The following is a 23,962-nucleotide window of genomic DNA, read 5'->3' on the forward strand; positions in this document are numbered from 1 at the left end:
AGCCTTCTCCTTGGCTCCGCTGCAGCTCTGGTTGCAGCTTCCGGCGCTCAGGCTGCCGACGCAATCGTCGCGCCAGAGCCAGAAGCCGTTGAATATGTCCGCGTCTGCGATGCTTACGGCGCTGGCTACTTCTACATCCCAGGCACCGAAACCTGCCTGCGTATCCATGGTTATGTTCGTTACGACGCAACCGGCGGTGACCGCGTTTATGCTCGTACGCCTGGCGATCTGGACCGTGACACCTGGGGCAAGCTTGCTCGTGCAACGCTCCGCTTCTCGACCGCTTCGGAAACCGAACTCGGCACTCTGAAGACCTTCACCGAACTGCGTTACAACTGGACCGGCGGTGGCGACGGCGAAGAAGACGCATACGGTTCGAACGAAAACAGCTCGCTGCGTTACGCTTACATCCAGCTCGGCGGTCTGCGCGTTGGTCTTGACGAATCGGCCTTCGTAACCTTCACCGGTTACCTCGGCAACGTCATCAACGACGACGTGATCCTCGCTGGCGGCTACCGCACCAACCTCATCAGCTACACCTTCACCGGCGGCAACGGCTTCTCGGCCATCTTGTCGCTCGAAGAAGGCGGCAACGGTGACTCCGACGTTGACGTAACGCTGAACGACTACACGCCGCACATCGTTGGCGGTCTGAAGTACGCTGGTGGTTGGGGTTCAATCGCAGCTGTTGGTGCATACGACGCTCGTAACGAAGAGTGGGCTGCCAAGGTTCGCGGCGACGTCAACATCACGGATCGCTTCTCGGTCTGGGTACAGGGCGCTTACAAGTCCAACGACGACGAATACTTCTCTACGTCGGATGGTAATGGCGGTCTTTACACCTACCGTGCGGTCACCAGCTTCTACGGCACGTGGGGCGGCGACTGGGCTGTCTGGGGTGGCGCTGCATTCAAGGCAACCGAAAAGGCTACCTTCAACCTGCAGCTCGCTTACGACGACTCCAAGACCTTCGCAGCAACCGCAAACGTTGCTTACGAACTGGTTCCTGGCTTCACGATCACCCCGGAAGTTTCCTACACCAAGTGGGACGACGAAAACATCAGCCTCGACGGCAAGGATGCTTTCCAGGGCATGGTTCGTTTCCAGCGCTCGTTCTAATCCCTCTGGGATTGTTCAAAAAGAACCCGGCAGCATCGCTGCCGGGTTTTTTGTTTGCGGATTTTCACGGTTGCGATCTTGCTTTCACCGAAATCTCGGTCTTTGTACGAATAGAAAGCGGTTTGTGTTCCGCTGCTTCGCATTCGATAATTTCCAGCGTGGAGACGCCACGACATGTTCAAATGGTTTTGGCCCGGAGTTACGTGGACCGCAGCGCTGACCGCGCTTGCGCTCTGGTTTGGTGCCGATCGGGTCGAGACGGATATTGCATCACGTACCGGCGAAGCATTGGCTCCATATATATGGACGGGCTTTGATGTGGACGGTCGCGATGTGACGCTTAAAGGTATTGCGCCCGATCCAGAGGCTCAATCCGCTGCGAAAATGGCGCTGGAGCAGGTGAGGGGGATTCGCGAAATCACCGATCTGACGAGTGTTCTTCCGCTCGTGTCGCCCTATTCGCTACAGATAAAGAAGAGTGCAGACGGAATCATTCTATCTGGTTCCGTCCCCGATAATGATGTCAGGGATCGTATCATGACGGCGGCTGAAAGTGCGGCTCCCGGCATCCCGCTTGATGATGAGATGGCCGTAGGCCGAGGCAGCCCGGCGAATTTCGTTGATTCGGTGGAGTTTGCCTTGCAACTTCTGTCGGCTCTGCGGGAAGGAGAGGTTGAGATTTCAGACCTCAATATCTCTGTCAAAGGCAAAGCTGCAGACGATGCCAGCTATCAAAAGATAGAATCCCAGTTGCACTCCCCGCTTCCTTTCGCTCTGAAGGCAGGACGGGTAGAGATTGGCGAACCTTAGCTTTTACAGCGAGGAAGGCTGACGGAATCTCGAATTTCGTCCCCTGTTAGTTTTCTGTTCGGAATTGACAGCCCGCCTGTTCGAGCCTTTCCTTTCTCTTTATGAATAGGCATAGCGGATCATATGTTCCATTTCCGGAATAGAAAGCGGACCTGACAATGCTTTATTTAGCCGTATCGTTTTGGCCGGTTCTCGTTGTAGCGGTTTTAATCGGTGCGGGTGTGGGCTGGCTGACCGGTTCGAAATAGTGGCGGCAAATTGGGGGCGGGGAAAAATTGACGACGAATATGTTCGTCGGGCTTGAGTAATTTGGAGTACGAGGAAACCATATGCCGTTGCTGATTGTTCAACTGGCTGTTCTTGTTGCCATCGCTTTTGTTATTGGCTGTGTTCTGGGTCGTTTCGTGCGGCACAGAAGTGCGGCGATGCCGGATCACGAGCGTACAATTATTGCAGCGGCACACGCGACATTGCCAGTTGCTGAAAAGCCGGAAGCGTCAAATAAGATCTCTTCCCCGGCAAAAACTGAAGAACCCAAAATCTCGTCCCAGCCGCGTGAACCCGAGGAGCTTCAGTTGAAAGCTGTGCCCGACGCTGAAGTGGTTGGGAACTGGCCTTCTCGGGAGGAAAAGGCGGAGGCTGAGGCAAATGCCGAGCCTGTACGCGATCCGGGCCGACCTGAGCTTTTGGAAGCTGCGCGCCTTGGAAAACCTGATGACCTTACCGTCATCAAGGGCATTGGCGGGGCGGTTCAGGGATTGCTCAACGGGATCGGCGTGTTTCATTACGACCAGATTGCCGGCTGGAATGAAGACGAATCGCGCTGGATCGAGCGAAACATAGGCTTTCCGCGCCGTGTGGAGCGCGAGGACTGGAGCGGGCAAGCCACCAAGCTGGCAAATGCAGCAAATAAAGCCAGTGCTAGGAGATCGGAAAAGCCCGGCAAAACAGCGACCAAACCAAGATCGCGACGGACAAAAAAAGCAGGCGAATAGCCTGCTTTTTCATTTCAGAGCATTTCTACTATTTCAATATAAGTGCGAAGTTTTCTAGCGCCGACCGTAAATCAGATCGGTCTGGATATCGGCGCTACCGGTCAGACGGGCTTTGTAGACCTCATAGTTTTCCATGACGCGCTGAACATAGTTTCGCGTTTCGGAATAGGGGATACGTTCGATCCAATCGACGACCTGATCGATAGGCTTGCCGCGTGGATCGCCATATTTCTCGACCCATTCCGATGCCCGGCGGGGCCCAGCATTGTAACCGGCGAAGGTCAGAACGTAGGACCCGTTGAAACGGTCGAGCTGCTCACCGAGGAAATGGGCGCCAAGCGTCGCATTATATCCTGCATCGCTCGTGAGGCGCGGTGCTGAGAAGCTCATACCGTTGCGGGTCGCTACGCTTTTTGCCGTTGCGGGCATAAGTTGCAGCAGGCCGCGCGCGCCAGCTTTCGAAACCGCGCCGACGTTGAATTCACTTTCCTGCCGCGCAATCGCATAGGCAAGGGCTTTGCCCGATCCGCTTATATTGGCAGTGGCGGGAATTGCGCCGAGCGGATGCGACAGAGCACCAACATCAAGGCCTCGCAATGCAGCATTTTTGCCGACGCGCAGCGCCAGATAGTGATTCTCGTTGCGCTCGGCCATGACCGCCAGCAGAGCCAGTTCACCGACGCTGTCCAGTTCCTGCGATAGCTGGTTGTAAAGTGTCGTTGCGCGACTACTGTAACCGACCTGTTCCAGCCGCCTTATCGCCTGCACGGCGGGACGAGCGGCAAACCGCGCGCGATCCGTTTCAGTTGGTCTTGGATAGATGAGCTCAGGCGCTTTTTCACTCAGCTTGGCCGCTGAAAGCTGGCCGTAAAATGTCGTGCCGAAATGAGCGGAGCGACGATAATAGTCGCGCGCATCGCCACCGCTACCTGCTTCAGCCGACCGCCCGAGCCAGTAGAAGGCGCGAGAAGCTGAAATCGGACGCGACGAGATTTCTGCGATCCGGGCAAAATGCGGAGCAGCCGCCTTCGGCTGGTTCAGGGCGCGAAGCGCATACCATCCGGCATGGAATTCCGCTTCTGCGGCCATCGTGGGTGATTCGGCTGCATGAGCCGAAACCAGCTTGTAGGCGAGTTGCGGCTTGCCAAGGTCGAGCAGTTCCCGCGACAGGATGCGGCGTTCAATCCACCACGCATCCGGATCGACAAGCGCCGCAGCCTGACGTGGTGCCTTCAGCATAAGGTCCGTCGCCTCGTTATAGCGCTCGGCGCGCCGCAGATAGCGAATCTTCAGAAACTGATAGGCCGCATTGCCCTGCCATGTCCGGTCGACATCCGCTATCGCCTTGGCTGCGTTCGGAGATTTTTGTGAGACTGCCGCAAAGGCGTTGTAGAGCGATTGAGCTTGTGCTGGTCCCGCAAGCAGTTTTGCGGACTGCATGCGGTCATTGTAGAGAGAGCTTAGAATACGGCGCTGATGATCCTCGCGCGTCAGAACGCCCGAAAACTCTTTCAGTATCTTTTGCTCATCATCGGCCGAAAGACGCTGCGTGGCCCACCACGGCGAAAGCAGTCCGCGTGCTTTGCCTGCGTTGCCAGTGCTGACATAGGCGCGGGCGAGCAGGATCATACCTTCTGTGGTCTGCGGGCGTGTATTGCCGAATGTTGCGATTACGGCCGCTGGCGTTGGGTTTTCCTTGAACAGAGCCCGCTCAGAATTGCGGCGTAGCACGGACGTTCCCGGCCAGCCGCGCAAATCCGTTGCTGCCGTTGCGATTTCGGTACTTGGCACGCCGTCGAGACCGGATGTCGCGATAGCCCACGTCAAAATCTGGCGGTCGAGCGAGCCATGCGGCATCCCGTTGCGGAATGCAATAGCACTCGCAACGTCGCGGGAGGAAAGGGCATCAAGCCCGCTTTTTAGCGTTCCGCCAATTGCTGCCGGGTTTTCCGTGCGGCTGACCGCTGACGTCACGACCGGGTCGGGTGTGGCGGGACGCGGCTTCGGTGTCACCAGATTCATCGGCGACTGGTGTGTCGTCGTCGGCGCAAAGGGGCGCGCGAGCGGGGTTGGCACATCAGTCGGCAGCGAAGATTGCGCGAGCGAAATCATCGGCTGTAGGGCAACCGCAACAAAGCAGCTCGCGAGGAGTGCTTTTCTTTTCAAGGATATCGCTGCGACTTGTTTTGACATTGGCTAACTAGAACAAAGACTTGGTTGATACGCAATATGTTGTTGAAATCCGGCTTTTCTTAGCCCGGTTTTTGTCCGGCGTTTTCAATGATGATGATAAGCTCAAGGAATGAATCCATCCTTAATAAAGCGTTATCGCGAGTCGTTGCTCGCCGCTCGACTGGTAGAGACCTCCAATGTTTCCAAAAGCAATCTGGCGAATAGTCGGTGGAGCATGGAGGCCGCCGCGTTTTTTGCCGCAAAACTGCCGTATTACGCTTGTTTTGCCAGCTTACCCCGCTTGCTCCACTCGTGTGGCAAGACTATTGTGCAACGCCTCAACCCGGTCAGAAGCCCCAGTGGGATTCCAAGCTGATTGGTGGAATGAGGTCCAGTCTTTCTTTTTTCAGGAGTTCACTAATGCTGAAGGGCTCAATTACCGCGCTTGTCACGCCATTCGATTCCGAAGGAGCGTTCGACGAGAAAGCCTTTCGCGCATTTGTAAACTGGCAGATCGAAGAAGGCACCAAAGGACTGGTTCCCGTCGGCACGACCGGCGAAACGCCGACCCTGTCGCATGATGAGCACAAGCGCGTCATCGAGGTTTGCATCGAGGTCGCGGCTGGCCGCGTTCCGGTGATTGCCGGTGCGGGTTCCAACAATACGGTGGAAGCGATTGAACTGGCCCAGCATGCCGAAAAGGCTGGCGCTGATGCTGTTCTCGTTGTCACGCCTTATTATAACAAGCCGAACCAGCGCGGCCTTTACGAACATTTCTCGCGTGTGGCCCGCTCCATCTCGATTCCGCTCATCATCTACAATATTCCCGGTCGTTCGGTCATCGACATGACGCCGGAAACGATGGGCGCTCTCGTTCGCGACCACAAGAACATCGTGGGCGTCAAGGATGCGACCGGCAAGATCGAGCGCGTATCGGAACAGCGTGCAACCTGCGGCAAGGATTTCATCCAGCTTTCCGGCGAAGATGCTACTGCCCTTGGTTTCAACGCCCATGGCGGGGTGGGGTGCATTTCGGTGACGTCCAACATCGCGCCGCGTCTTTGCGCCGAATTCCAGGATGCATGTCAGGCTGGCGATTTCACCAAGGCGCTCGAGTTGCAGGATCGCCTCATGCCGCTGCACAAGGCACTCTTCATCGAGCCGAACCCGTCGGGCCCGAAATATGCGCTGTCGCGTCTTGGCCGCGTGGAAAACGCGCTGCGGTCGCCGATGGTGACGGTGGAAGCTGCGACGGCAGAGAAGATCGATCAGGCCATGAAACATGCGGGTCTGGTCAACTGATCTGTCTGGAGTATTGCCAGCAAAAGTGTGAAGCGTTTTTGCGTGCGGCAATGCGACAAAACAAAGAGATGGAACGGCTCTTCGCTTCTATAGCCGTTCTTATTTACCGCTTTCGCTGATTTTTACGCTCCCGTAGCTTCGGGAGCGTTTTCATTTCAGGTATTGCACATTATATGGTGCCATCATGAACAAGCCTAAGAATTCTCCCGTGCGCAAGATGATCGCGGAAAACCGCAAGGCGCGCTTCAATTTTGAAATTCTTGATACGCTCGAAGCCGGTCTCGTCCTGACCGGCACCGAGGTCAAGTCGTTGCGCGCCAATCAATCAAACATAGCCGAAAGCTATGCGAGCTTTGAGAATGGCGAGTTCTGGCTCATCAATTCCTATATTCCGGAATATACGCAGGGCAATCGCTTCAATCACGAGCCGCGGCGCTTGCGCAAGTTGCTCATCAGCAAGCGCGAAATGTCCCGCCTGTTCAACTCCGTATCGCGCGACGGGATGACCGTGGTGCCATTGAAGCTTTACTTCAATGATCGGGGGCGGGCGAAGCTGGAACTGGCGCTGGCGCGGGGCAAGAAGACTCACGACAAGCGCGAGACCGAAAAGAAGCGCGACTGGAATCGCGAAAAAGCTCGCTTGATGCGGGATAAGGGATAACGATCAGTAGAAGAAAGAGCGCCTCAGGCGCTCTTTTGATTCAGATAATCGCGTACATGCCGGAATACGGTTCGGAACATGGTATCCGTTAGCCGCCCGGTATTCGTGTTATAGCGCGAGCAATGATAGCTGGAGAAAATCCGCAGGCTGCCGATGTCGCTTGCCCGGTCATGGCCGAAGGGATGTCGCGCAACCGGGGCACCAAGAGCACGGACCGTCGATTGATGCGCAATCGTTCCCAGCGTGACGATTGCCTGCAGATTGCGAAACCGAGTCAGCATCGGTAACAGGAATTGTCGGCAATTGTTGATCTCGGAGCCGATGGGCTTGTTTTCCGGTGGCACGCAGCGCACTGCATTGACAATGCTGGCATCCAGCAGGCGCAAGCTATCGTCGGGACGGGCTTCGAACTTGCCGGCGGCGAATCCGAATTCACACAGCGTGCTGTAGAGAAGGTCGCCAGCATAATCACCGGTGAAGGGGCGTCCGGTTCGGTTGGCGCCGCGTAAACCCGGTGCCAGCCCCACAATCAGGAGCCGGACATCGTCATCATGCGCTGGCAAAAACGGTGGGACGGGCGAATTATGCCACGATGGCTCCTTGCGCCGCCATTCCTGAAGGAATGCGTGCAGCCTCGGACAGATATCGCAATTGGGAGATGGTTCGGAAATCATGCCTCTGCATGAACCGGCTCGACGACGGCGTCAATAGCTGTCGTCGAGATCATCATCCTGGCGGCGCGGTGCGCGTTCCGACGGGTCGCGACCAATCTCAGCCTTGAGCGAGACCAGATCGATGAAATGATCGGCCTGACGGCGCAGTTCATCGGAAATCATGGCTGGCTGGGTGGTGAGGGTCGATACGACCGAAACCTTGCGGCCCTTGCGCTGAAGAGCTTCTGCAAGCGAACGGAAATCGCCGTCGCCGGAGAAAATCACAAAATGGTCGACTGTATCGGTAAGCTGCATCGCATCGACCGTCAGCTCGATGTCCATATTACCCTTCACCTTGCGGCGTCCGGTGGAATCCGTGAATTCCTTGGCGGCCTTTGTGACGACCTTGTAGCCGTTATAATCCAGCCAGTCGATCAAAGGACGGATCGAGGAATATTCCTGATCTTCAACCAAGGCCGTGTAATAATAAGCGCGGAGCAGATAGCCGCGCTTCTGAAAGGCCTTCAAAAGCTTACGATAATCAATATCGAACCCCAAAGTCTTGGAGGCAGCGTATAAATTGGCGCCATCAATAAAAAGCGCAATCTTTTCACGAGAATCGAACATCGTGCAATATATCCACTCTACGGCCGGACGGGAGTGGACCGACGACCGCTTATTCAGTTTGTTTTCTAAACGGCGGGTGGTATCAAATTTTACCAGTGCGTTTATTGCCTTCTAAGGACATATCACAGAAAAACAAGCAACCATGGGTTGTTATTTGCCCCCACTAAATTACCTATCGGGGAGTCTTGCCCCAATAATCGCTTTCAGGCTTATAAAATATTGTGCCGTTTTGACGCGCCGCCGTGTTTTATGAGGCGATTCCATGAATTTGACGTTCTTTTGGCAGATTTCATGCAGCAAGGCACGAGCATTTCCGCTTTTGCTTGTAATTTCGCTCCACAAGCGTTATGTGGGGAAAAATCCAATAAAGTTCGAGAAATGAAAGGGACCGCGCATGGCCCGCGTCACTGTTGAGGACTGCGTAGATAAGGTCGAGAACCGTTTTGAACTGGTTCTGCTGGCTGGTCACCGTGCTCGCCAAATTTCCCAGGGTGCACAGATCACCATCGACCGCGACAACGACAAGAATCCTGTCGTTGCCCTGCGCGAAATCGCCGACGAAACCCTCTCGCCGGACGATCTGAAGGAAGATCTCATCCATTCGCTGCAGAAGCATGTGGAAGTCGACGAGCCGGAAGCGGCTGCACCCGCACAGATTACTTCTTCTTCTGAAGAAGTCGCGGAAGGCATCGCAGACGCTGCCGAAGAAGATGTGGTTGCTTTCGACCGTATGTCGGAAGAAGAGCTGCTTGCCGGTATCGAAGGCCTCGTTGCACCAGAGAAGAACGACGACTTCTGATCATCGTTTGAATCAACTCTCTTTTGCATGCGCTGCGACTTCTCGGTCGTGGCGCATGTTTTTATGCGCCGATGGCCGTGCAGGCTGGCTTGTTGCAAAGGTTCTGAATGCTCGTAATGGCGTGCGAAAAGCACCGATGACGAGCGATTTCTGCCAGAAATTAATATTGTCGGCAAAAAATTAAGCCTAAACGTCGAGAACTATTCGATTTTCGGCGATTTTGGGTCACAATATCCGGTGTGCTGGACCCGATATGGTTCCAGGTATCGGTTTCGAAAGGGAGTTCTCGTAGATGATGCGCCAATATGAGCTTGTGGAGCGTGTACAGCGATACAAGCCTGACGTGAACGAGGCGCTTCTCAACAAGGCATATGTCTATGCCATGCAAAAGCATGGAAGTCAGAAGCGCGCTTCCGGCGACCCCTATTTTTCCCATCCGCTCGAAGTCGCTGCAATCCTCACCGATATGCATCTCGACGAAGCGACGATTGCCATCGCGCTCCTGCACGACACGATTGAAGACACGACGGCCACCCGGCAGGAAATCGATCAGCTCTTCGGCCCTGAAATAGGCAAGCTCGTCGAGGGACTGACCAAGCTCAAGAAGCTCGACCTCGTTTCGAAGAAGGCTGTACAGGCGGAAAACCTCCGCAAGCTGCTTCTGGCGATTTCCGAAGATGTGCGCGTGCTTCTGGTGAAGCTTGCCGACCGTCTGCATAATATGCGCACGCTGGGCGTGATGCGGGAAGACAAGCGCCTGCGTATTGCCGAGGAAACGATGGATATCTATGCGCCACTCGCTGGCCGCATGGGTATGCAGGATATGCGCGAAGAGCTGGAAGAGCTGGCCTTCCGCTATATCAATCCCGATGCATGGCGCGCTGTGACGGATCGACTGGCCGAGCTTCTGGAGAAGAACCGCGGGCTGCTGCAGAAAATCGAAAAGGACCTCTCCGAAATTTTCGAGAAGCACGGCATCAAGGCCAGCGTGAAGAGCCGTCAGAAGAAGGCGTGGTCGGTTTTCCGCAAGATGGAAACCAAGGGCCTGTCATTCGAGCAGCTTTCCGACATTTTCGGCTTCCGTGTCATGGTCGATACGATGCAGGATTGCTATCGGGCACTCGGTCTTATTCATACGACATGGTCGATGGTGCCGGGCCGGTTCAAGGATTACATTTCAACGCCCAAGCAGAACGATTATCGGTCGATCCACACCACTATTATCGGCCCTTCGCGCCAGCGTATCGAACTGCAGATTCGCACGCGCGAAATGGACGAGATTGCCGAATTTGGCGTTGCCGCGCATTCGATCTACAAGGATCGTGGCAGTGCCAACAATCCGCACAAAATGTCCACCGAAACCAATGCTTATGCATGGCTGCGCCAGACGATCGAGCAGCTTTCCGAAGGCGACAATCCCGAAGAGTTTCTCGAGCACACCAAGCTTGAGCTGTTTCAGGATCAGGTCTTCTGCTTCACGCCGAAAGGGCGTCTCATAGCTTTGCCTCGTGGCGCAACGCCGATCGATTTCGCCTATGCCGTTCACACCGATATCGGCGATAGCTGCGTGGGTGCTAAGGTCAACGGGCGCATCATGCCGCTGATGACCGAACTGAAGAACGGCGATGAGGTGGATATCATCCGCTCCAAGGCGCAGGTTCCTCCAGCAGCCTGGGAGTCGCTTGTCGCGACCGGCAAGGCGCGTGCCGCCATTCGGCGCGCAACCCGCTCTGCTGTCCGCAAGCAATATTCAGGGCTTGGCATGCGCATTCTGGAACGCGCTTTCGAACGTGCCGGAAAGCCGTTCAGCAAGGATATTCTGAAGCCGGGACTTCCGCGCCTGGCGCGCAAGGATGTCGAGGATGTGCTGGCCGCAGTCGGACGTGGTGAACTGCCGTCAACCGATGTGGTGAAGGCTGTCTATCCAGACTATCAGGACACACGCGTCACATCGCAGAACAGCCCGGCCAAGACGGGTGAAAAGGGCTGGTTCAACATTCAGAACGCAGCCGGCATGATCTTCAAGGTGCCGGAAGGCAGTGAAGATGCCGCCAAGGACGAAGCCGGGGCTATGCCGAAGCCTGGAAAGAAGGCGCTGCCGATTCGCGGCACCAATTCGGACCTGCCTGTGCGTTTTGCCCCGGAAGGCGCCGTCCCCGGAGATCGTATCGTCGGCATTCTGCAGCCAGGTGCCGGTATCACGATCTACCCGATCCAGTCGCCTGCGCTGACGGCCTATGACGATCAGCCGGAGCGCTGGATTGATGTGCGTTGGGACATTGACGAGCAGATGAGCGAGCGTTTCCCGGCACGCGTCAGCGTATCGGCTATCAATTCGCCCGGCTCACTGGCGGAGATCGCGCAGATCGTGGCGGCCAACGACGCGAATATTCACAATCTCTCCATGGTGCGCACGGCACCGGATTTCACCGAGATGATTATCGATGTCGAGGTTTGGGACCTTAAGCATCTCAACCGTATCATTTCCCAATTGAAAGAGAGCGCGAGCGTCAGCGGCGCGAAACGCGTGAACGGATAGGACTAAGATGAATACCGAAGATGTGCTTGCCGTCTTCCGCGAAGCGGGAGCGATCCTTGAAGGCCACTTTATTCTGACGTCAGGCCTGCGCAGCCCTGTTTTCCTTCAGAAGGCGCGTGTTTTCATGCATGCCGACAAGACGGAAAAGCTTTGCAAGGCTCTCGCAGAGAAAATCAAGGCGGCAAATCTTGGAACCATCGATTACGTAGTCGGACCGGCGATTGGTGGCCTGATCCCTTCCTACGAGACCTCGCGCCATCTGCATGTTCCGTCGGTATGGGTGGAGCGTGAAAATGGTGTTTTCCGTCTGCGCCGATTCGATGTGCCGAAAGGTGCTCGGGTCGTTATCGTGGAAGATATTGTCACGACTGGACTTTCTATCCGCGAAACGATCGACTGCATGAAGGACCTCGGCATCGAAGTCGTGGCTGCGGCCTGCATCGTCGACCGTTCGGCAGGGAAGGCAGATGTTGGCACCAAGCTGATTTCTCTCGCTGAATATGAAGTTCCGGCCTATCCTGCGGATAAATTACCGCCGGAACTTGCTGCAATCCCGGCTGTGAAGCCCGGTAGCCGCAACATTTAAACAAGTTTACCAGCGGTTTTGGATACGCTGCAGGGGAAGATACACCCCTGCGGCGAAATTCCGCTTTGCGGGACGCGTTCTAGTTACCTATTTAAGAGGGTAGTCGCAAAACGTTTTCCGGCTTCCACAAACAGGATTCCATCGTGAGTGTAGCGCCCATTTTATTCGATCCCAGATCGCCTTACCGCGCACCATGCGGGGTATGCGTGGAGTGCGACGTTCGACGGACTGCGGTTTGCGCGGCGCTTGATGACGGCGATCTCGGTGCTCTCGAAGCGATCATGACGTCCAAGCGTCTCGATGCCAATGAGCAGCTAGTGGAAGAGGGGGAGCCGAAGCGCCGTGTCTTCAGCCTCACTTCCGGTATGCTGCGCATCTATACGTCGCTTCCTGATGGGCGTCGGCAGATTGCAGGTTTCCTGTTCCCTGGCGACTATCTCGGTCTGGCTGACGACGAGACTTATTCCCAGTCGGCCGAAGCTGTCGTGCCATCGGTTCTGTGCGCCTTCTCCACCAAGGAGATGGACGACCTGATGGAGCGTTTCCCGAAATTGAAGGAACGCCTGCATCAGATGACAAGGGCAGCTCTTCGCACGGCGCGCGACAATCAGCTTGTGCTCGGACGCCTCGCGCCGGTGGAAAAGCTTGCAAGCTTCCTGCTGGTTTTGTCGGCCCGGGCCGAGAAGCGCGGAGAGAAGCCCAATCCGGTTCATCTGTCGATGAACCGTACCGATATTGCAGACTATCTCGGCCTGACGATTGAAACCGTCAGCCGCAGCTTCACAAAGCTGAAGACCCAGGGACTCATCCAGTTGCCTGACGCCAACACTGTGGAAATTCTGTCGCGCCGTTCGCTGGCCGCCGTTGCCGGAATGGACCCGGAAAGCCTCTGATTTCAAGCTGCCATCCCTAAAAGCCAGGTGTATTTCCGTTGATTCAAATCAATGCAGCATCCGGCAGAACAGCCTATTCCTGACCATAGAGATTGATGCGATCCGTTTTAGGATTGCACGTTCAAAATGGGGAAAACAGGTGCTGTTGTGGCTGGGAATTGCAATATCGGCTGTCATGCATGCGGGCTTCCTTGCCGCATCATGCCGTCTTGCCCCGCGGAATGTCGCCCCGGTTCTGGTGCGCGCATATCCGGCAGGGCCTCGCCGGAGCGCCCGACGCTTAAGGTGGATGCGCTATGCATGAAGAAGCGATAAGACGCTACGCCGCGCTGGCTGTACCCAGATATACGTCTTTCCCGACGGCTGCAGACTTTATTCCTGTCGGTGCCGAGACGACGCATCGTTGGTTGCGCCAGATCGGGCCGGAAGAAAGTGTCTCCCTTTATATCCATGTGCCTTATTGTCGGCAGCTCTGCCATTATTGCGGCTGCCATGCAAAAATGGCTGTGCGGAACGATGTCGTCGAGAATTTCTGTATCTCTTTGCTCAGTGAAATCGAAACTGTCAGCAAGAGCCTGACTGCGCGGCCCAGCGTTGTTCATCTCCATTGGGGTGGAGGAACGCCTTCCATTTTGAACCCGCGCCAGTTTACGAGCATTCTGGCAGCTCTGCGCGTTGCGTTCGATTTTGCGCCTGATATGGAACATGCCATCGAGCTTGATCCGCGCACAGTCACGCCGCAGTTGGCTCAGACGCTTGCGCTCATGGGTGTGAACCGCGCCAGCCTCGGCGTGCAAGATGTTGATGCCGAAGTGCAAAAAGCCATCGGTCGCATTCAGCCAATAGAAACGGTCGCCAAGGCTGCCAGTCTTCTGCGCGAAGTGGGCATTGATCGTCTGAACTTCGATCTCATCTATGGCCTGCCGTTGCAGACCGTCGAGACACTGCGCGAGACTTGCGAAAAGGTTGCAGCGCTCAAGCCTGACCGTGTTGCTTGCTATGGCTACGCGCATCTTCCCCAGCGGCGTGCCAATCAGCGCCTGATAGATGCAAGTCTTCTGCCCGATGCTGATGAACGCTTCGTTCAGGCACGTGTGGTTGCGGACAGCTTCATCGGTTTCGGCTACGAGCCGGTGGGGATCGATCACTACGCATTGCCGGATGACAATCTGGCTGTTGCTGCGCGCCATGGTACGCTGCACCGTAATTTTCAGGGCTATACGGATGATCGCTGCCAGACTTTGATTGGTCTTGGACCGTCATCGATTTCTCAGTTTCCTGGCGGGTATGCCCAGAATATCTCGGACGTGAAGCAATATTCGAAGCGTGTTGAAGCGGGTGAACTGGCAACTGTTCGCGGCTATGCGATGCGCGAGAGCGACCGTATCCGCGCCGGAATTATCACGGCGCTGATGTGCAACTTCCGGGTCGATCTGAACACCACGGCGCCGGGCGTGGAGTTTTCCGACGAACTGGCCTTGCTGCGCCCTCTGGTAGCTGACGGACTGGTGGAAGTTCGCAGCGGCGTCATCAGCGCAACAAGCGATGGCAAACCGCTGATCCGTCTGGTCGCGGCTGCTTTCGATGAATTTCGCAGGGAAACGATGCACGGCTTCAGTTTCGCCGTCTGAACTTGCGTTGGAACAAAGAGGTAGGGCGAAAGATGCTCTATCAAGAGAATGCTGCTGCACCGGGCCGTCAAAAGGTCAGTGGCATGGGAGCACCGCCGTTGGGGGACGTGCGGTGCTCCACTGTTTTGAACACAGCCCGAGGAGCGTGGACCGCTCCTCGGGCTGTGTTTTCATATGGGTCAGGCCTTGCGGTTCTTTTCCAGCTTAGGCAGGAAAATCGTCAGCAGGCCGAGCAGCGGCAGATACGAGCAGATGTTGTAAACATATTCGATACCCTTGTGATCGGCCACGATACCGAGGACGGCGGCTGCGATACCAGCCATGCCGAAAGCAAAGCCGAAGAACAGGCCGGATACCATGCCGACGCGTCCTGGCAGCAATTCCTGTGCGAACACCACGATTGCCGGGAAGGCCGAGGCGAGGATCAGGCCGATGATAACCGTCAGGATCGCCGTCATTTCCAGGTTCGCATAGGGCAGGGCCAGCGTGAACGGCAGGACGCCGAGGATCGATGCCCAGATCACCTTGCGCGCACCGATCCTGTCGCCGATCGGGCCACCGATGATCGTTCCCGCAGCTACCGCACCGAGGAACAGGAACAGAAGCAGCTGCGATGCCTGCACCGTCACGCCGAAATGGCTGATGGTGTAGAAGGTGTAGTAGCTCGTCAGGCTGGCCATATAGATGTACTTGGTGAAGACCAGCATCGCCAGAACACCAACGGACACCAGAACCTTATTGCGCGGAAGCGGAAGGGTCTTGTCGGGCTTCGCCTTGCTGGCATTGGCAATCCGGTAGCGATTATACCAGTTGCTGACATACCAGAGCAGCATCATGCCGATGAGCGCGGCGACAGAGAACCACGACACGCTGATCTGGCCGAAAGGCAGAACGATGAAGGCTGCCAGAAGCGGGCCAATCGACGAGCCGAAATTGCCGCCCACCTGAAACAGGGATTGCGCAAAACCATGACGTCCGCCGGAGGCAAGGCGTGCCACACGGGCGGCTTCCGGATGGAAGACGGACGAGCCGAAGCCGACAAAGGCCGCCCCCAGAAGCAGGATCGAATAGTGATGCGCGGTCGCCAGAAAGACGAGCCCGACAAGCGTGCACCCCATGCCGAAAGGCAGGGAATAAGGCATTGGCTTGCGGTCGGTATAAATACCCACGAGCGGCTGCAGGATCGATGCCGTCATCTGGAAGGTGAAAGTCAGAAGGCCGATCTGCCAGAATGACAGGCTGTAGTTGTCCTTCAGCATCGGATAGATGGCTGGAAGGAGCGACTGCATCATGTCGTTCAGGAAATGGCCCATGCTTGTGGCCAGAATGATGGCGAGAACAGTATTGTCCGCGCCGCTGTTTGATGGCTGCTGTGCAGCACTCATGCTCATACTACTACTCCGAAGATGAAAGCCGGTCTTCAGGCGCATTTCCTGCAGATATTATCTGACTACAGGAAATAAGGCACTCAGGGAAATTGCGGGGTGTTGATGAGAAACTGGCGAAAGTTTACGAATTTGGCGTCTGGACAGGCAGTTGCCTTCATCAAACGTCAAATTCATTCCGCCAGCGAATGTCGCGACCCATTCTCAGCAAGTCATTAATAGGACTATTGCCTCTCGCCCGCTTTCGTGTTTTGGTCCAATAGTTTCGAGAGTGGGCCAAAGATAGGGCAGAACTGCAATGAAACCAAAGTCTCCACCGGGGCTTTTATTACCGGGAAGCGAGGAACTGCAGAAGTTCCACGAACAGCGGATCGCCATGCTGGAAGGCATGAGCGGGCCGGTGATTGCCCTGCCGACGCGCTACCCGGATGGCTATTTCGTGCCGCGCCATCGTCACAGCCGGGCACAGCTTCTCTGTGCCTCGCAAGGCGTGGTTCTGGTAACGACGGATGCCGGGCGCTGGATGATTCCAAGTGACCACGCCATGTGGATACCGGCAGGCGTGGAGCATTCGGTTGAAATCCTCGGCGAAGTCTACATGCGGTCGATCTATATCTGCGTCGATGCCGTCTCGGGCGTGCCGGATTATCTCCACGTGGTCGGGCTTACCGATCTCATGCGATGCCTTATCATCGATGCAACCACGCAGGACAGCACGCCAGAGCCGGATAGTCGCGATGCGCTGGTGATCGAGCTGATCTTGCGGGACCTCCACACATTGCCGCAACGCTCTCTGGGCCTGCCTTTCCCGTCCGATCCGCGTTTGCAGAAACTATGCCGTGAATTCGTGAAAAAGCCTTCTTCGCGCGCCACAATTGATGACTGGGCGGACAGGATGGCGATGAGCCGACGCTCATTTACCCGGCATTTCCAGCGGGAGACCGGTGTAAGCCTTTCAGTCTGGCGCCAGCAGGCATGTCTGTTCGCTGCGGTTCCCCGGCTTACGGAAGGGGAGGCGGTGACGAGCGTGGCGCTCGATCTGGGTTATGACAGCGTTTCCGCTTTCACGACGATGTTCCGCAGGATGCTTGGTGTTTCGCCACGGTTTTATTTGCCGAGGCTGGACACAGTTCCTTTCGAACGCAGCGACAGTGCCGCAGTTTTGGCCGAATAATAACAATTGTCTCCGCGATAGGAGAGCATTAATAGAAGCGCATGCTGTTTCAACGCCGTAATCCTCCGACCAGAAAAGAGCGTTTAAGGCTTCTGGTCTGGCCGCGCCGCTCCTTCTCCCGTTCCTTCCGGTACGGGGGAAAGCGGATTCTGCGCATCACTGCCTCACCTCATGCTGTTGCAGCCGGTCTGGCCGTCGGCGTGTTTTCGGCGTTTACGCCTTTCTTCGGCTTCCATCTCATCATCGCAATCGTGCTGGCTTATTTCCTTGCCGGAAATATTGCGGCCGCAGCGCTTGGCACAACCCTTGCCAATCCGCTGACCCTGCCATTCATTTGGGGCAGCACGTTCGAGCTTGGTCGTTTCATTATGAACGGCAGTATCGATAATGCTCCGCCGGTCCATTTCGGCCGGGCACTCGAAACCATGCATTTCGATGAAATCTGGACACCGCTTTTGAAGCCGATGCTGTTCGGCTCGACGATTCTGGGCGCAGCATTCGCTGTCGTGGTCTATTTCGTTACCCGGTTTGCCGTTTCGGCGTTCCGTCGTCGCCGTATCGAACGCCTTGCGGAAAAGCATCGCCTGCACCGCGAGCAGGAGCTTCAGAAAGTATGATCGTCGGTATAGGTAGCGACCTCATCGATATTCGCCGTGTCGAAAGTACCCTTGAGCGGCATGGCGACCGTTTCCGCAACCGGGTCTTCACTGAAATCGAGCAGAAAAAATCGGATGGGCGCAAGCAGCGTGCGGCGTCCTATGCAAAGCGCTTCGCGGCGAAGGAAGCCTGCGCGAAGGCGCTTGGAACCGGTATTGCCCAAGGCGTTTTCTGGCGAGATATGGGCGTGGTCAATGCCCCTTCCGGAAAGCCCACCATGCATTTGACCGGCGGTGCGGCGAGACAGTTGCAGAAACTCTTGCCCGCAGGAATGCGTGCCGCCATACATCTGACAATTACCGATGATTTTCCTCTCGCACAGGCGTTCGTTATCATCGAAGCCCTGCCTGAGACGAAATAATTGTGATTGTGACGGGTAAACTCCTGCTCATAATCGTGCGATAAACCGGCGTTCTGCCGGCGGCCTGATTGCGTCATGCTTTCATAGTCGTTATTAGATCGCGTTATCGGAAGCGGAGATACAATGAGCGTGTCCAGCAAGAGTGAGACAAAAAAATCCGGCGGCCTTGGCGAAACCATCAGCGTTATCGTGCAGGCGCTGCTGCTGGCACTGGTCATTCGCACCCTGCTTTTCCAGCCTTTCAGCATACCGTCGGGCTCCATGCGCCCCACGCTTCTGGAAGGCGATTATCTGTTTGTTTCAAAATATGCCTATGGCTATTCGCGCTATTCGCTGCCGTTCGGACTGGATTTGTTTTCAGGCCGTATCTGGAGTGCGGAGCCGAAGCGCGGTGACGTGGTGGTGTTCAAACTGCCGAGTGATCCTTCCGTCGATTACATCAAGCGCGTGATTGGCCTGCCGGGCGACCGCGTGCAGATGCGCGGCGGCGTGCTCTACATCAACGATCAGGCGGTCAAGCGTGACCGGGTCGGTACGATCGACAATCCCGATGTGACGGAAGTGAACCGGCCCGTCGAAGTCTATCGCGAAACCCTGCCGGAAGGCGTGACCTATGACACGCTCGATCTCGCGCCGAATTCCATCGGTGACGATACGCGCGTCTTTGAGGTTCCTGCCGGTCATTACTTCATGATGGGCGACAACCGCGACAACTCGCTCGATAGCCGTTTCGGCGTTGGCTATGTGCCGTTTGAAAATCTGGTCGGTCGCGCAAACATCATCTTCTTCTCCATTGCCGACAAGGCAAGCCCGCTTGAAATCTGGAAATGGCCGACCGAAGTACGCTTTGGCCGACTGTTCAGCTCAGTCAATGCCGCGCCGCATACAGCCGTAACCGGAAACTGAAATGGCTTCGGCAAATCAGGCAGCAGCAATTCTGGAGGAGCGCACCGGACACCGTTTTCTCAATCTGAAACGGCTGGATCGTGCGCTCACCCACTCAAGTGTGCAGGCGCCTTCGCGCGCAAATTATGAACGTCTCGAATTTCTCGGCGACCGCGTTCTGGGACTGACCGTTGCGGAAATGTTGTTCGACGAATTTCCCGATGCCTCCGAAGGTGAACTGTCGGTTCGCCTCAATGCGCTGGTGAATGCCGAAACCTGCGCGGCGATTGCCGATGAGATCGGGCTCGCCGATCTCATCCACACCGGCTCCGATATCAAGTCACTGAATGACAAGCGCCTTTTGAACGTGCGCGCCGATGTCGTCGAGGCACTGATCGCCACGATCTATCTCGATGGCGGACTGGAGGCCGTACGGCCCTTCGTCAAGCGCTACTGGGAAAAGCGGTCACTGCAAACGGGTGCCGCCCGCCGCGATGCCAAGACCGAGTTGCAGGAATGGGCGCACCAGCAGGGCAATGTCCATCCTTCATATTCCATCATCAGCCGTACAGGTCCCGACCATGATCCGCTGTTTACGGTGGAGGTTACGGTCAAGGGTTTTGCCACGGAAACGGGCGAGGGGCGTTCGAAAAGAATAGCCGAACAGAACGCCGCTGAAGTGATGCTTCATCGTGAAGGCGTCTGGAAGCGTGATAATTCTGCTTGATGCAAGAGTTGGCGTTTTTTAAATCGAGATCGGTTATAATTAGTCTTATACGATATGTCGCTTTCATCAGCGGTTTTGTCGTATCCGGAATGCCGTGCGCAGGGGACGGCGGCGTTCTGCAAGGAAATATCGTCTGGAAGGATAAACAATGAACAATCGGACGACGCCGGCTGACGGCGAAAACGAGGCAGGCCAGACCCGGTCCGGCTTCGTGGCGTTGATCGGGGCGCCGAATGCGGGGAAATCCACGCTGGTCAACCAGCTTGTGGGAACGAAGGTTTCAATCGTCACGCATAAGGTGCAGACGACACGCGCTCTTGTGCGCGGCATATTCATCGAAGGCCAGGCACAGATCGTTCTGGTCGACACGCCCGGCATTTTCCGGCCGAAGCGCAGGCTCGACCGCGCCATGGTCACGACGGCCTGGGGTGGTGCGAAGGATGCCGACATCATTCTCGTTCTTCTCGATTCGCAGGGCGGCCTGAACGAGAATGCGGAAGCGCTGCTTGCGAGCATGAAGGATGTGCGCCAGAAGAAGGTTCTGGTGCTCAACAAGGTTGACCGCGTCGATCCGCCGGTTTTGCTGGATCTTGCCCGCAAGGCCAACGAACTGGTCACATTCGACCAGACTTTCATGATCTCGGCGCTGAACGGATCGGGCTGCAAGGATCTTGCGAAATATCTCGCAGAGAACGTGCCGAACGGCCCTTGGTATTATCCGGAAGACCAGATTTCTGACATGCCGATGCGGCAGCTTGCAGCCGAAATCACGCGCGAAAAGCTCTATCTGCGCCTGCATGAGGAACTGCCTTACTCGTCCACGGTGGAAACCGAACGCTGGGAAGAGCGCAAGGATGGATCAGTGCGCATCGAGCAGGTGATCTATGTGGAGCGCGAAAGCCAGAAGAAGATCGTGCTTGGCCACAAGGGCGAGACGATCAAGGCAATCGGACAATCGGCACGCAAGGAAATCTCCGAGATACTGGAACAGACGGTTCATCTCTTCCTTTTCGTGAAAGTGCGGGAAAACTGGGGCAACGACCCGGAACGCTATCGCGAAATGGGCCTTGATTTTCCAACCTAGAGCGCGTTTCGATCTGATTAAATCAGATCGGCGCTCCATTTTTTGTACTGGCGCGCATCTTGTCCGAAAACCGTTTCACACTTTTCGGGATGCGCTAAACTATAAAGCTGGCGGCCATGGAATGGCGCGATGAAGGCATAATTCTCGGGACACGACGCCATGGCGAGACAAGCGCCATCGTGGAAGTGATGACCCGTGAGCATGGCCGCCATATGGGTATGGTGCGCGGCGGGCGTTCCCGCCGCATGCAGCCTTTGCTGCAGCCGGGTAATCATGTGGATGTGACATGGTGGGCGCGGCTGGACGAGCATATGGGCAGCTTTACCATCGAACCGCTGGAATTTGCTGCCGCCCGCCTCATCGAAACACCCGTGGCGTTATATGGTATCCAGCTTGCGGCTTCCCATTTGCGCCTGTTGCCCGAACGCGACCCGCATCGCGGCCTCTATGAGACATTGCGACTTATCATCGAACATTTTGACGATCCGCTGGCCTCTGGCGAACTGGTATTGCGCTTTGAAGTGATGATGCTTGAGGAACTTGGCTTCGGCCTTGATCTCAAGGAATGTGCCGCAACAGGCGTCAAGGAAGACCTGATCTATGTGTCGCCGAAATCCGGGCGTGCGGTCTGTCGTGATGCGGGTGCACCATGGGCTGACAAGCTTCTGCTACTGCCGGGCTTCGTCAATAATACTGCCGTTCGCGCAACGTCCTATGACGATATCGATCATGCCTTCACGATGACCGGCTATTTTCTGATGCGGCATGTATGGGAGCCACGTGCCGTCACGCCGCCTGATGCGCGTGGCGGGTTTCTGAACGCCCTCGGGCGAGCGATCAATGTCTCACAGGCAAGCTGAAAACCTCACCTTCGAAGGCTTCCGCTCCGCGGCCGATTGCGCGTATGGCTGCAACCATTCGCCCTTTTCGCTCTAAAATTTCGTCTGCGAGCGATATGAGCCTGATATTCGGCGTTGCCGATTGAGAAAGGCTGCGAACAATCTCGGCAAGATCGCTTTCATCCAGCGCAGGGTTTAAAGCCGAAGCGATGATATAAGCCGCAGCCGTGGAACGGGAAATGCCAGCATAACAGTGAATGAGCAACGGCGCATTCATAGGCCAGCTCTTCGCGAAGTTCAGAAGCCGCAGCACGTGGGTTTCATCGGGGGCGACCAACCCTTCGCGCAATTCGATAATATCGTTGAATGTCAGCGACAGACGGACGGCATCGTAGCCATCAGGCAGAGCCGCCGGGGCCTCGCTTCCAAGCGTCACGACATGGCTGGGCCGGTGCAATGCCAGTTGTGTTGCCAGTTGCGACAGCGGCGTCACGACGATCCGGCTCATCGGCCCTGCCGTGCTTTTTCCAATGCTGCAAACCGTGCGAGAAAATCTGTCTGCACGTCTTGCGTGGGGCGCGGTGCGATATCCAGTCCTGCCGGATCGAAACCACGCGGACGCCCGAAATATTTGACGGCCTCGGCCTCGGTGAACCCGGCAAGTCGCGTGGCCTCGAAAAAAGCTGCAACCTGATCGGCGCGCTTGATAAGTGTCTTGAGCTGCGCGGGCGCAGTTATCGGCAGCGAAAAGCGCAGGTGGATCGCGTTTTCCAGCCGCGTTTCGATCATCTTGTAATTGCCGCCCATCACCGCCTTGAAGGGCGAGATCATGTCGCCGATGACATATTCCGGTGCGTCGTGCAGGAGTGACAATAGCTGCCATTCAACACTGGCATCGGGCACCAGCCGAGTAAATATCTGATCCACGAGCAGCGAGTGCTGCGCGACCGAAAAGGCATGTTCACCAACAGTCTGACCGTTCCAGCGCGCAACACGGGCAAGACCATGGGCAATATCCTCGATCTCAATATCGAGCGGCGAGGGGTTGAGCAGGTCGAGACGGCGCCCCGACAACATGCGTTGCCAGGCACGCGTTTTGCCGGAAGATCGGTCGGCGCTGGCCATCAGGCGTTACCCGCTTCAGCTTTCGGAAACCCGAACCGCACATGAGGCGGCAAGGTAAGTGTTATGGGCGTTTCGCCTGCCAGAATCGGACTGCCAGCATCTATTGCATCCTTGGCGCGGTCGATGCGCACAAGCGCGATGCCGATAGTGTCAGTGGAGCTTCCTGTCGTGCCGATCTCGCGCCCATCAACGGTAATGGGCGTACCCATCGGGGGGAGGCCTCCTTCTGAACGAGCCACCAGAACGCGCCGCCGAGCCGTGCCGCGATGCTGCATGCGCGATACGACTTCCTGTCCGATGAAACAGCCTTTCGGGAAGGAGACGCCGCCGGTCTGGTCGAAATTGACGTCATGCGGGAAGACGTCATTATAAGCGAAATCCGCTTCGCCTTCCGCAATGCCATATTCTGCGCGCAGCTTCGTCCACGCGCTTTCATCGGTCGTGCCATCTGCCGGACCGTAAATCCGGCGAACATTCAGTTCGGTCGGAAAGCGGCTGTCGCGCTTGATTGAATCATTCTGTGAAGGATGTGATTCAGCTTGCCAGGAAACACTGACAAGCGATTCTGGCAGTTGCGTTATTTCGGCTTTTGCGCGCAGCCTGTAGAGAGTGATACGCTTGATAAAATCAGCGGCAATGCTTGCCGGGAGATCGAAACGCAAGCCGCCATCAATGCGTGAAACGACAAAGTCGAACAGAATCTTTCCTTGCGGAGCGAGCAAGGCTCCCGGTTTCAAATCATCCGGTCCAAGCTTGTCGAGATCGGTTGTAATCACGGCTTGCAGAAATTTTTCCGCGTCGTCGCCCGTAATGTGAACCAAAGCCCTGTTTGAAAGATTTACCGTTTCAACTGCCGTCGTCATCGCTTCGTCCTTGCCTTTCGCGCCCTCGTTACGTAAGCCCCAATGGGAAGGCTCGCAAGTCCTATCAATCTGGCA

24 protein-coding genes are annotated in these 23,962 nt (G+C 56.2%); 17 read left to right on the forward strand and 7 right to left on the reverse strand.

Features of this window, described 5'->3' with window-relative positions; genetic code table 11:
* The 3 genes from F9K94_RS00005 to F9K94_RS00015 all read left to right on the forward strand — a co-directional run.
* On the forward strand, nucleotides 1-1,119 hold a 1,119-nt coding region (locus tag F9K94_RS00005; protein ID WP_235920548.1), incomplete at its 5' end, for a porin.
* Between the two features lie 174 nt (nucleotides 1,120-1,293).
* Complete coding sequence (locus F9K94_RS00010; protein WP_151642909.1) at nucleotides 1,294-1,929, forward strand: BON domain-containing protein; 636 nt, start codon at nucleotides 1,294-1,296, stop codon at nucleotides 1,927-1,929.
* 329 nt (nucleotides 1,930-2,258) lie between these two features.
* Nucleotides 2,259-2,924: a 50S ribosomal protein L21 gene (locus tag F9K94_RS00015; RefSeq protein WP_151642911.1), complete on the forward strand. Its 666-nt coding sequence runs from the start codon at nucleotides 2,259-2,261 to the stop codon at nucleotides 2,922-2,924.
* A gap of 54 nt (nucleotides 2,925-2,978) precedes the next feature.
* Here the strand turns inward: F9K94_RS00015 and F9K94_RS00020 are convergent, their stop codons facing one another.
* The gene (locus tag F9K94_RS00020; RefSeq protein ID WP_151642913.1) at nucleotides 2,979-5,036 is read right to left on the reverse strand and encodes a lytic transglycosylase domain-containing protein; all 2,058 of its coding nucleotides are present in this window, start codon (nucleotides 5,034-5,036) and stop codon (nucleotides 2,979-2,981) included.
* A 480-nt stretch (nucleotides 5,037-5,516) separates the two neighbouring features.
* Here F9K94_RS00020 and dapA point away from each other — a divergent pair, with 480 nt between their 5' ends.
* The gene (dapA, locus tag F9K94_RS00030; protein WP_151642915.1) at nucleotides 5,517-6,398 is read left to right on the forward strand and encodes a 4-hydroxy-tetrahydrodipicolinate synthase; all 882 of its coding nucleotides are present in this window, start codon (nucleotides 5,517-5,519) and stop codon (nucleotides 6,396-6,398) included.
* A gap of 184 nt (nucleotides 6,399-6,582) precedes the next feature.
* Nucleotides 6,583-7,059, forward strand: a complete 477-nt coding sequence (gene smpB / locus F9K94_RS00035) for an SsrA-binding protein SmpB (protein ID WP_061347277.1) — start codon at nucleotides 6,583-6,585, stop codon at nucleotides 7,057-7,059.
* Between the two features lie 23 nt (nucleotides 7,060-7,082).
* Here the strand turns inward: smpB and F9K94_RS00040 are convergent, their stop codons facing one another.
* The gene (locus tag F9K94_RS00040; protein WP_061347278.1) at nucleotides 7,083-7,733 is read right to left on the reverse strand and encodes a uracil-DNA glycosylase; all 651 of its coding nucleotides are present in this window, start codon (nucleotides 7,731-7,733) and stop codon (nucleotides 7,083-7,085) included.
* 30 nt (nucleotides 7,734-7,763) lie between these two features.
* Entirely contained in the window at nucleotides 7,764-8,339 is a 576-nt protein-coding gene (locus F9K94_RS00045; protein WP_012092419.1) for a LabA-like NYN domain-containing protein, read from the reverse strand.
* 394 nt (nucleotides 8,340-8,733) lie between these two features.
* On the opposite strand from F9K94_RS00045, the gene rpoZ reads away from it, so the two are divergent.
* The 5 genes from rpoZ to hemN all read left to right on the forward strand — a co-directional run bounded on the left by rpoZ (nucleotide 8,734) and on the right by hemN (nucleotide 14,787).
* Nucleotides 8,734-9,138: a DNA-directed RNA polymerase subunit omega gene (gene rpoZ / locus F9K94_RS00050; RefSeq protein ID WP_061347279.1), complete on the forward strand. Its 405-nt coding sequence runs from the start codon at nucleotides 8,734-8,736 to the stop codon at nucleotides 9,136-9,138.
* Between the two features lie 292 nt (nucleotides 9,139-9,430).
* Nucleotides 9,431-11,677 (forward strand): RelA/SpoT family protein, encoded by a 2,247-nt coding sequence (locus F9K94_RS00055; RefSeq protein ID WP_151554851.1) that lies wholly within the window; start codon nucleotides 9,431-9,433, stop codon nucleotides 11,675-11,677.
* A gap of 7 nt (nucleotides 11,678-11,684) precedes the next feature.
* Nucleotides 11,685-12,263 (forward strand): orotate phosphoribosyltransferase, encoded by a 579-nt coding sequence (pyrE, locus tag F9K94_RS00060; RefSeq protein ID WP_061347281.1) that lies wholly within the window; start codon nucleotides 11,685-11,687, stop codon nucleotides 12,261-12,263.
* A 143-nt stretch (nucleotides 12,264-12,406) separates the two neighbouring features.
* Nucleotides 12,407-13,156: a helix-turn-helix domain-containing protein gene (locus tag F9K94_RS00065; RefSeq protein ID WP_151642917.1), complete on the forward strand. Its 750-nt coding sequence runs from the start codon at nucleotides 12,407-12,409 to the stop codon at nucleotides 13,154-13,156.
* A gap of 296 nt (nucleotides 13,157-13,452) precedes the next feature.
* Nucleotides 13,453-14,787, forward strand: coding sequence for an oxygen-independent coproporphyrinogen III oxidase (hemN, locus tag F9K94_RS00070; RefSeq protein ID WP_151642919.1), 1,335 nt, complete (start codon nucleotides 13,453-13,455; stop codon nucleotides 14,785-14,787).
* A gap of 179 nt (nucleotides 14,788-14,966) precedes the next feature.
* Here the strand turns inward: hemN and F9K94_RS00075 are convergent, their stop codons facing one another.
* Nucleotides 14,967-16,178 carry an MFS transporter gene (locus tag F9K94_RS00075; RefSeq protein ID WP_061347284.1) on the reverse strand — a complete coding sequence of 404 codons (1,212 nt, stop codon included), beginning with the start codon at nucleotides 16,176-16,178 and terminating at the stop codon, nucleotides 14,967-14,969.
* Between the two features lie 292 nt (nucleotides 16,179-16,470).
* Between F9K94_RS00075 and F9K94_RS00080 the strand changes: the two genes are divergently transcribed.
* From F9K94_RS00080 to recO, 7 genes are all read left to right on the forward strand, one after another.
* On the forward strand, nucleotides 16,471-17,346 hold the full coding sequence (locus F9K94_RS00080; RefSeq protein WP_151642921.1) for an AraC family transcriptional regulator: 876 nt from the start codon (nucleotides 16,471-16,473) through the stop codon (nucleotides 17,344-17,346).
* 41 nt (nucleotides 17,347-17,387) lie between these two features.
* Nucleotides 17,388-17,963 (forward strand): type IV secretion system effector BspA, encoded by a 576-nt coding sequence (gene bspA / locus F9K94_RS00085; protein ID WP_109987967.1) that lies wholly within the window; start codon nucleotides 17,388-17,390, stop codon nucleotides 17,961-17,963.
* A complete protein-coding gene (gene acpS / locus F9K94_RS00090) occupies nucleotides 17,960-18,364 on the forward strand; it encodes a holo-ACP synthase (protein WP_151642923.1) in 405 nt (134 codons plus the stop codon). Before bspA ends, acpS begins: the two co-directional genes overlap by 4 nt.
* Nucleotides 18,365-18,487: 123 nt before the next feature.
* Nucleotides 18,488-19,270 (forward strand): signal peptidase I, encoded by a 783-nt coding sequence (gene lepB, locus F9K94_RS00095; protein ID WP_061347288.1) that lies wholly within the window; start codon nucleotides 18,488-18,490, stop codon nucleotides 19,268-19,270.
* A 1-nt stretch (nucleotide 19,271) separates the two neighbouring features.
* Nucleotides 19,272-19,976 (forward strand): ribonuclease III, encoded by a 705-nt coding sequence (gene rnc, locus F9K94_RS00100; protein WP_061347289.1) that lies wholly within the window; start codon nucleotides 19,272-19,274, stop codon nucleotides 19,974-19,976.
* Nucleotides 19,977-20,124: 148 nt separating this feature from the next.
* A complete protein-coding gene (gene era / locus F9K94_RS00105) occupies nucleotides 20,125-21,060 on the forward strand; it encodes a GTPase Era (protein WP_061347290.1) in 936 nt (311 codons plus the stop codon).
* Between the two features lie 116 nt (nucleotides 21,061-21,176).
* A complete protein-coding gene (gene recO / locus F9K94_RS00110; protein WP_151642925.1) occupies nucleotides 21,177-21,920 on the forward strand; it encodes a DNA repair protein RecO in 744 nt (247 codons plus the stop codon).
* Here recO and F9K94_RS00115 read toward each other — a convergent pair.
* Genes F9K94_RS00115 through ygfZ form a run of 3 tightly spaced genes read right to left on the reverse strand, consistent with a single transcriptional unit; the run spans nucleotide 21,898 to nucleotide 23,887 of the window.
* A complete protein-coding gene (locus F9K94_RS00115; protein WP_151642928.1) occupies nucleotides 21,898-22,407 on the reverse strand; it encodes a tyrosine phosphatase family protein in 510 nt (169 codons plus the stop codon). The two genes, recO and F9K94_RS00115, sit on opposite strands and share 23 nt — an antisense overlap.
* Nucleotides 22,404-23,024 (reverse strand): YfbR-like 5'-deoxynucleotidase, encoded by a 621-nt coding sequence (locus F9K94_RS00120; protein ID WP_151642930.1) that lies wholly within the window; start codon nucleotides 23,022-23,024, stop codon nucleotides 22,404-22,406. The genes F9K94_RS00115 and F9K94_RS00120 overlap by 4 nt, the downstream gene beginning before the upstream one ends.
* Entirely contained in the window at nucleotides 23,024-23,887 is an 864-nt protein-coding gene (ygfZ, locus tag F9K94_RS00125) for a CAF17-like 4Fe-4S cluster assembly/insertion protein YgfZ (protein ID WP_151642932.1), read from the reverse strand. Before ygfZ ends, F9K94_RS00120 begins: the two co-directional genes overlap by 1 nt.
* Nucleotides 23,888-23,962 lie beyond the last annotated feature (75 nt).

It is taken from the genome of Brucella tritici (assembly GCF_008932285.1).
Lineage (GTDB): Bacteria > Pseudomonadota > Alphaproteobacteria > Rhizobiales > Rhizobiaceae > Brucella > Brucella tritici.

What these genes read in the sequence shown, in the direction of transcription:
- lepB (WP_061347288.1), top strand. Translation starts at nt 18,488, where the DNA reads ATGAGCGTGTCCAGCAAGAGTGAGACAAAAAAATCCGGCGGCCTTGGC.
- F9K94_RS00055 (WP_151554851.1), top strand. Translation starts at nt 9,431, where the DNA reads ATGATGCGCCAATATGAGCTTGTGGAGCGTGTACAGCGATACAAGCCT.
- smpB (WP_061347277.1), top strand. Translation starts at nt 6,583, where the DNA reads ATGAACAAGCCTAAGAATTCTCCCGTGCGCAAGATGATCGCGGAAAAC.
- F9K94_RS00040 (WP_061347278.1), bottom strand. Translation starts at nt 7,733, where the DNA reads ATGATTTCCGAACCATCTCCCAATTGCGATATCTGTCCGAGGCTGCAC.
- F9K94_RS00075 (WP_061347284.1), bottom strand. Translation starts at nt 16,178, where the DNA reads ATGAGCATGAGTGCTGCACAGCAGCCATCAAACAGCGGCGCGGACAAT.
- era (WP_061347290.1), top strand. Translation starts at nt 20,125, where the DNA reads ATGAACAATCGGACGACGCCGGCTGACGGCGAAAACGAGGCAGGCCAG.
- F9K94_RS00015 (WP_151642911.1), top strand. Translation starts at nt 2,259, where the DNA reads ATGCCGTTGCTGATTGTTCAACTGGCTGTTCTTGTTGCCATCGCTTTT.
- ygfZ (WP_151642932.1), bottom strand. Translation starts at nt 23,887, where the DNA reads ATGACGACGGCAGTTGAAACGGTAAATCTTTCAAACAGGGCTTTGGTT.
- F9K94_RS00115 (WP_151642928.1), bottom strand. Translation starts at nt 22,407, where the DNA reads ATGAGCCGGATCGTCGTGACGCCGCTGTCGCAACTGGCAACACAACTG.
- pyrE (WP_061347281.1), top strand. Translation starts at nt 11,685, where the DNA reads ATGAATACCGAAGATGTGCTTGCCGTCTTCCGCGAAGCGGGAGCGATC.
- rpoZ (WP_061347279.1), top strand. Translation starts at nt 8,734, where the DNA reads ATGGCCCGCGTCACTGTTGAGGACTGCGTAGATAAGGTCGAGAACCGT.
- rnc (WP_061347289.1), top strand. Translation starts at nt 19,272, where the DNA reads ATGGCTTCGGCAAATCAGGCAGCAGCAATTCTGGAGGAGCGCACCGGA.
- acpS (WP_151642923.1), top strand. Translation starts at nt 17,960, where the DNA reads ATGATCGTCGGTATAGGTAGCGACCTCATCGATATTCGCCGTGTCGAA.
- bspA (WP_109987967.1), top strand. Translation starts at nt 17,388, where the DNA reads ATGCTGTTTCAACGCCGTAATCCTCCGACCAGAAAAGAGCGTTTAAGG.
- recO (WP_151642925.1), top strand. Translation starts at nt 21,177, where the DNA reads ATGGAATGGCGCGATGAAGGCATAATTCTCGGGACACGACGCCATGGC.
- F9K94_RS00080 (WP_151642921.1), top strand. Translation starts at nt 16,471, where the DNA reads ATGAAACCAAAGTCTCCACCGGGGCTTTTATTACCGGGAAGCGAGGAA.
- F9K94_RS00010 (WP_151642909.1), top strand. Translation starts at nt 1,294, where the DNA reads ATGTTCAAATGGTTTTGGCCCGGAGTTACGTGGACCGCAGCGCTGACC.
- F9K94_RS00045 (WP_012092419.1), bottom strand. Translation starts at nt 8,339, where the DNA reads ATGTTCGATTCTCGTGAAAAGATTGCGCTTTTTATTGATGGCGCCAAT.
- F9K94_RS00020 (WP_151642913.1), bottom strand. Translation starts at nt 5,036, where the DNA reads ATGATTTCGCTCGCGCAATCTTCGCTGCCGACTGATGTGCCAACCCCG.
- hemN (WP_151642919.1), top strand. Translation starts at nt 13,453, where the DNA reads ATGCATGAAGAAGCGATAAGACGCTACGCCGCGCTGGCTGTACCCAGA.
- F9K94_RS00120 (WP_151642930.1), bottom strand. Translation starts at nt 23,024, where the DNA reads ATGGCCAGCGCCGACCGATCTTCCGGCAAAACGCGTGCCTGGCAACGC.
- dapA (WP_151642915.1), top strand. Translation starts at nt 5,517, where the DNA reads ATGCTGAAGGGCTCAATTACCGCGCTTGTCACGCCATTCGATTCCGAA.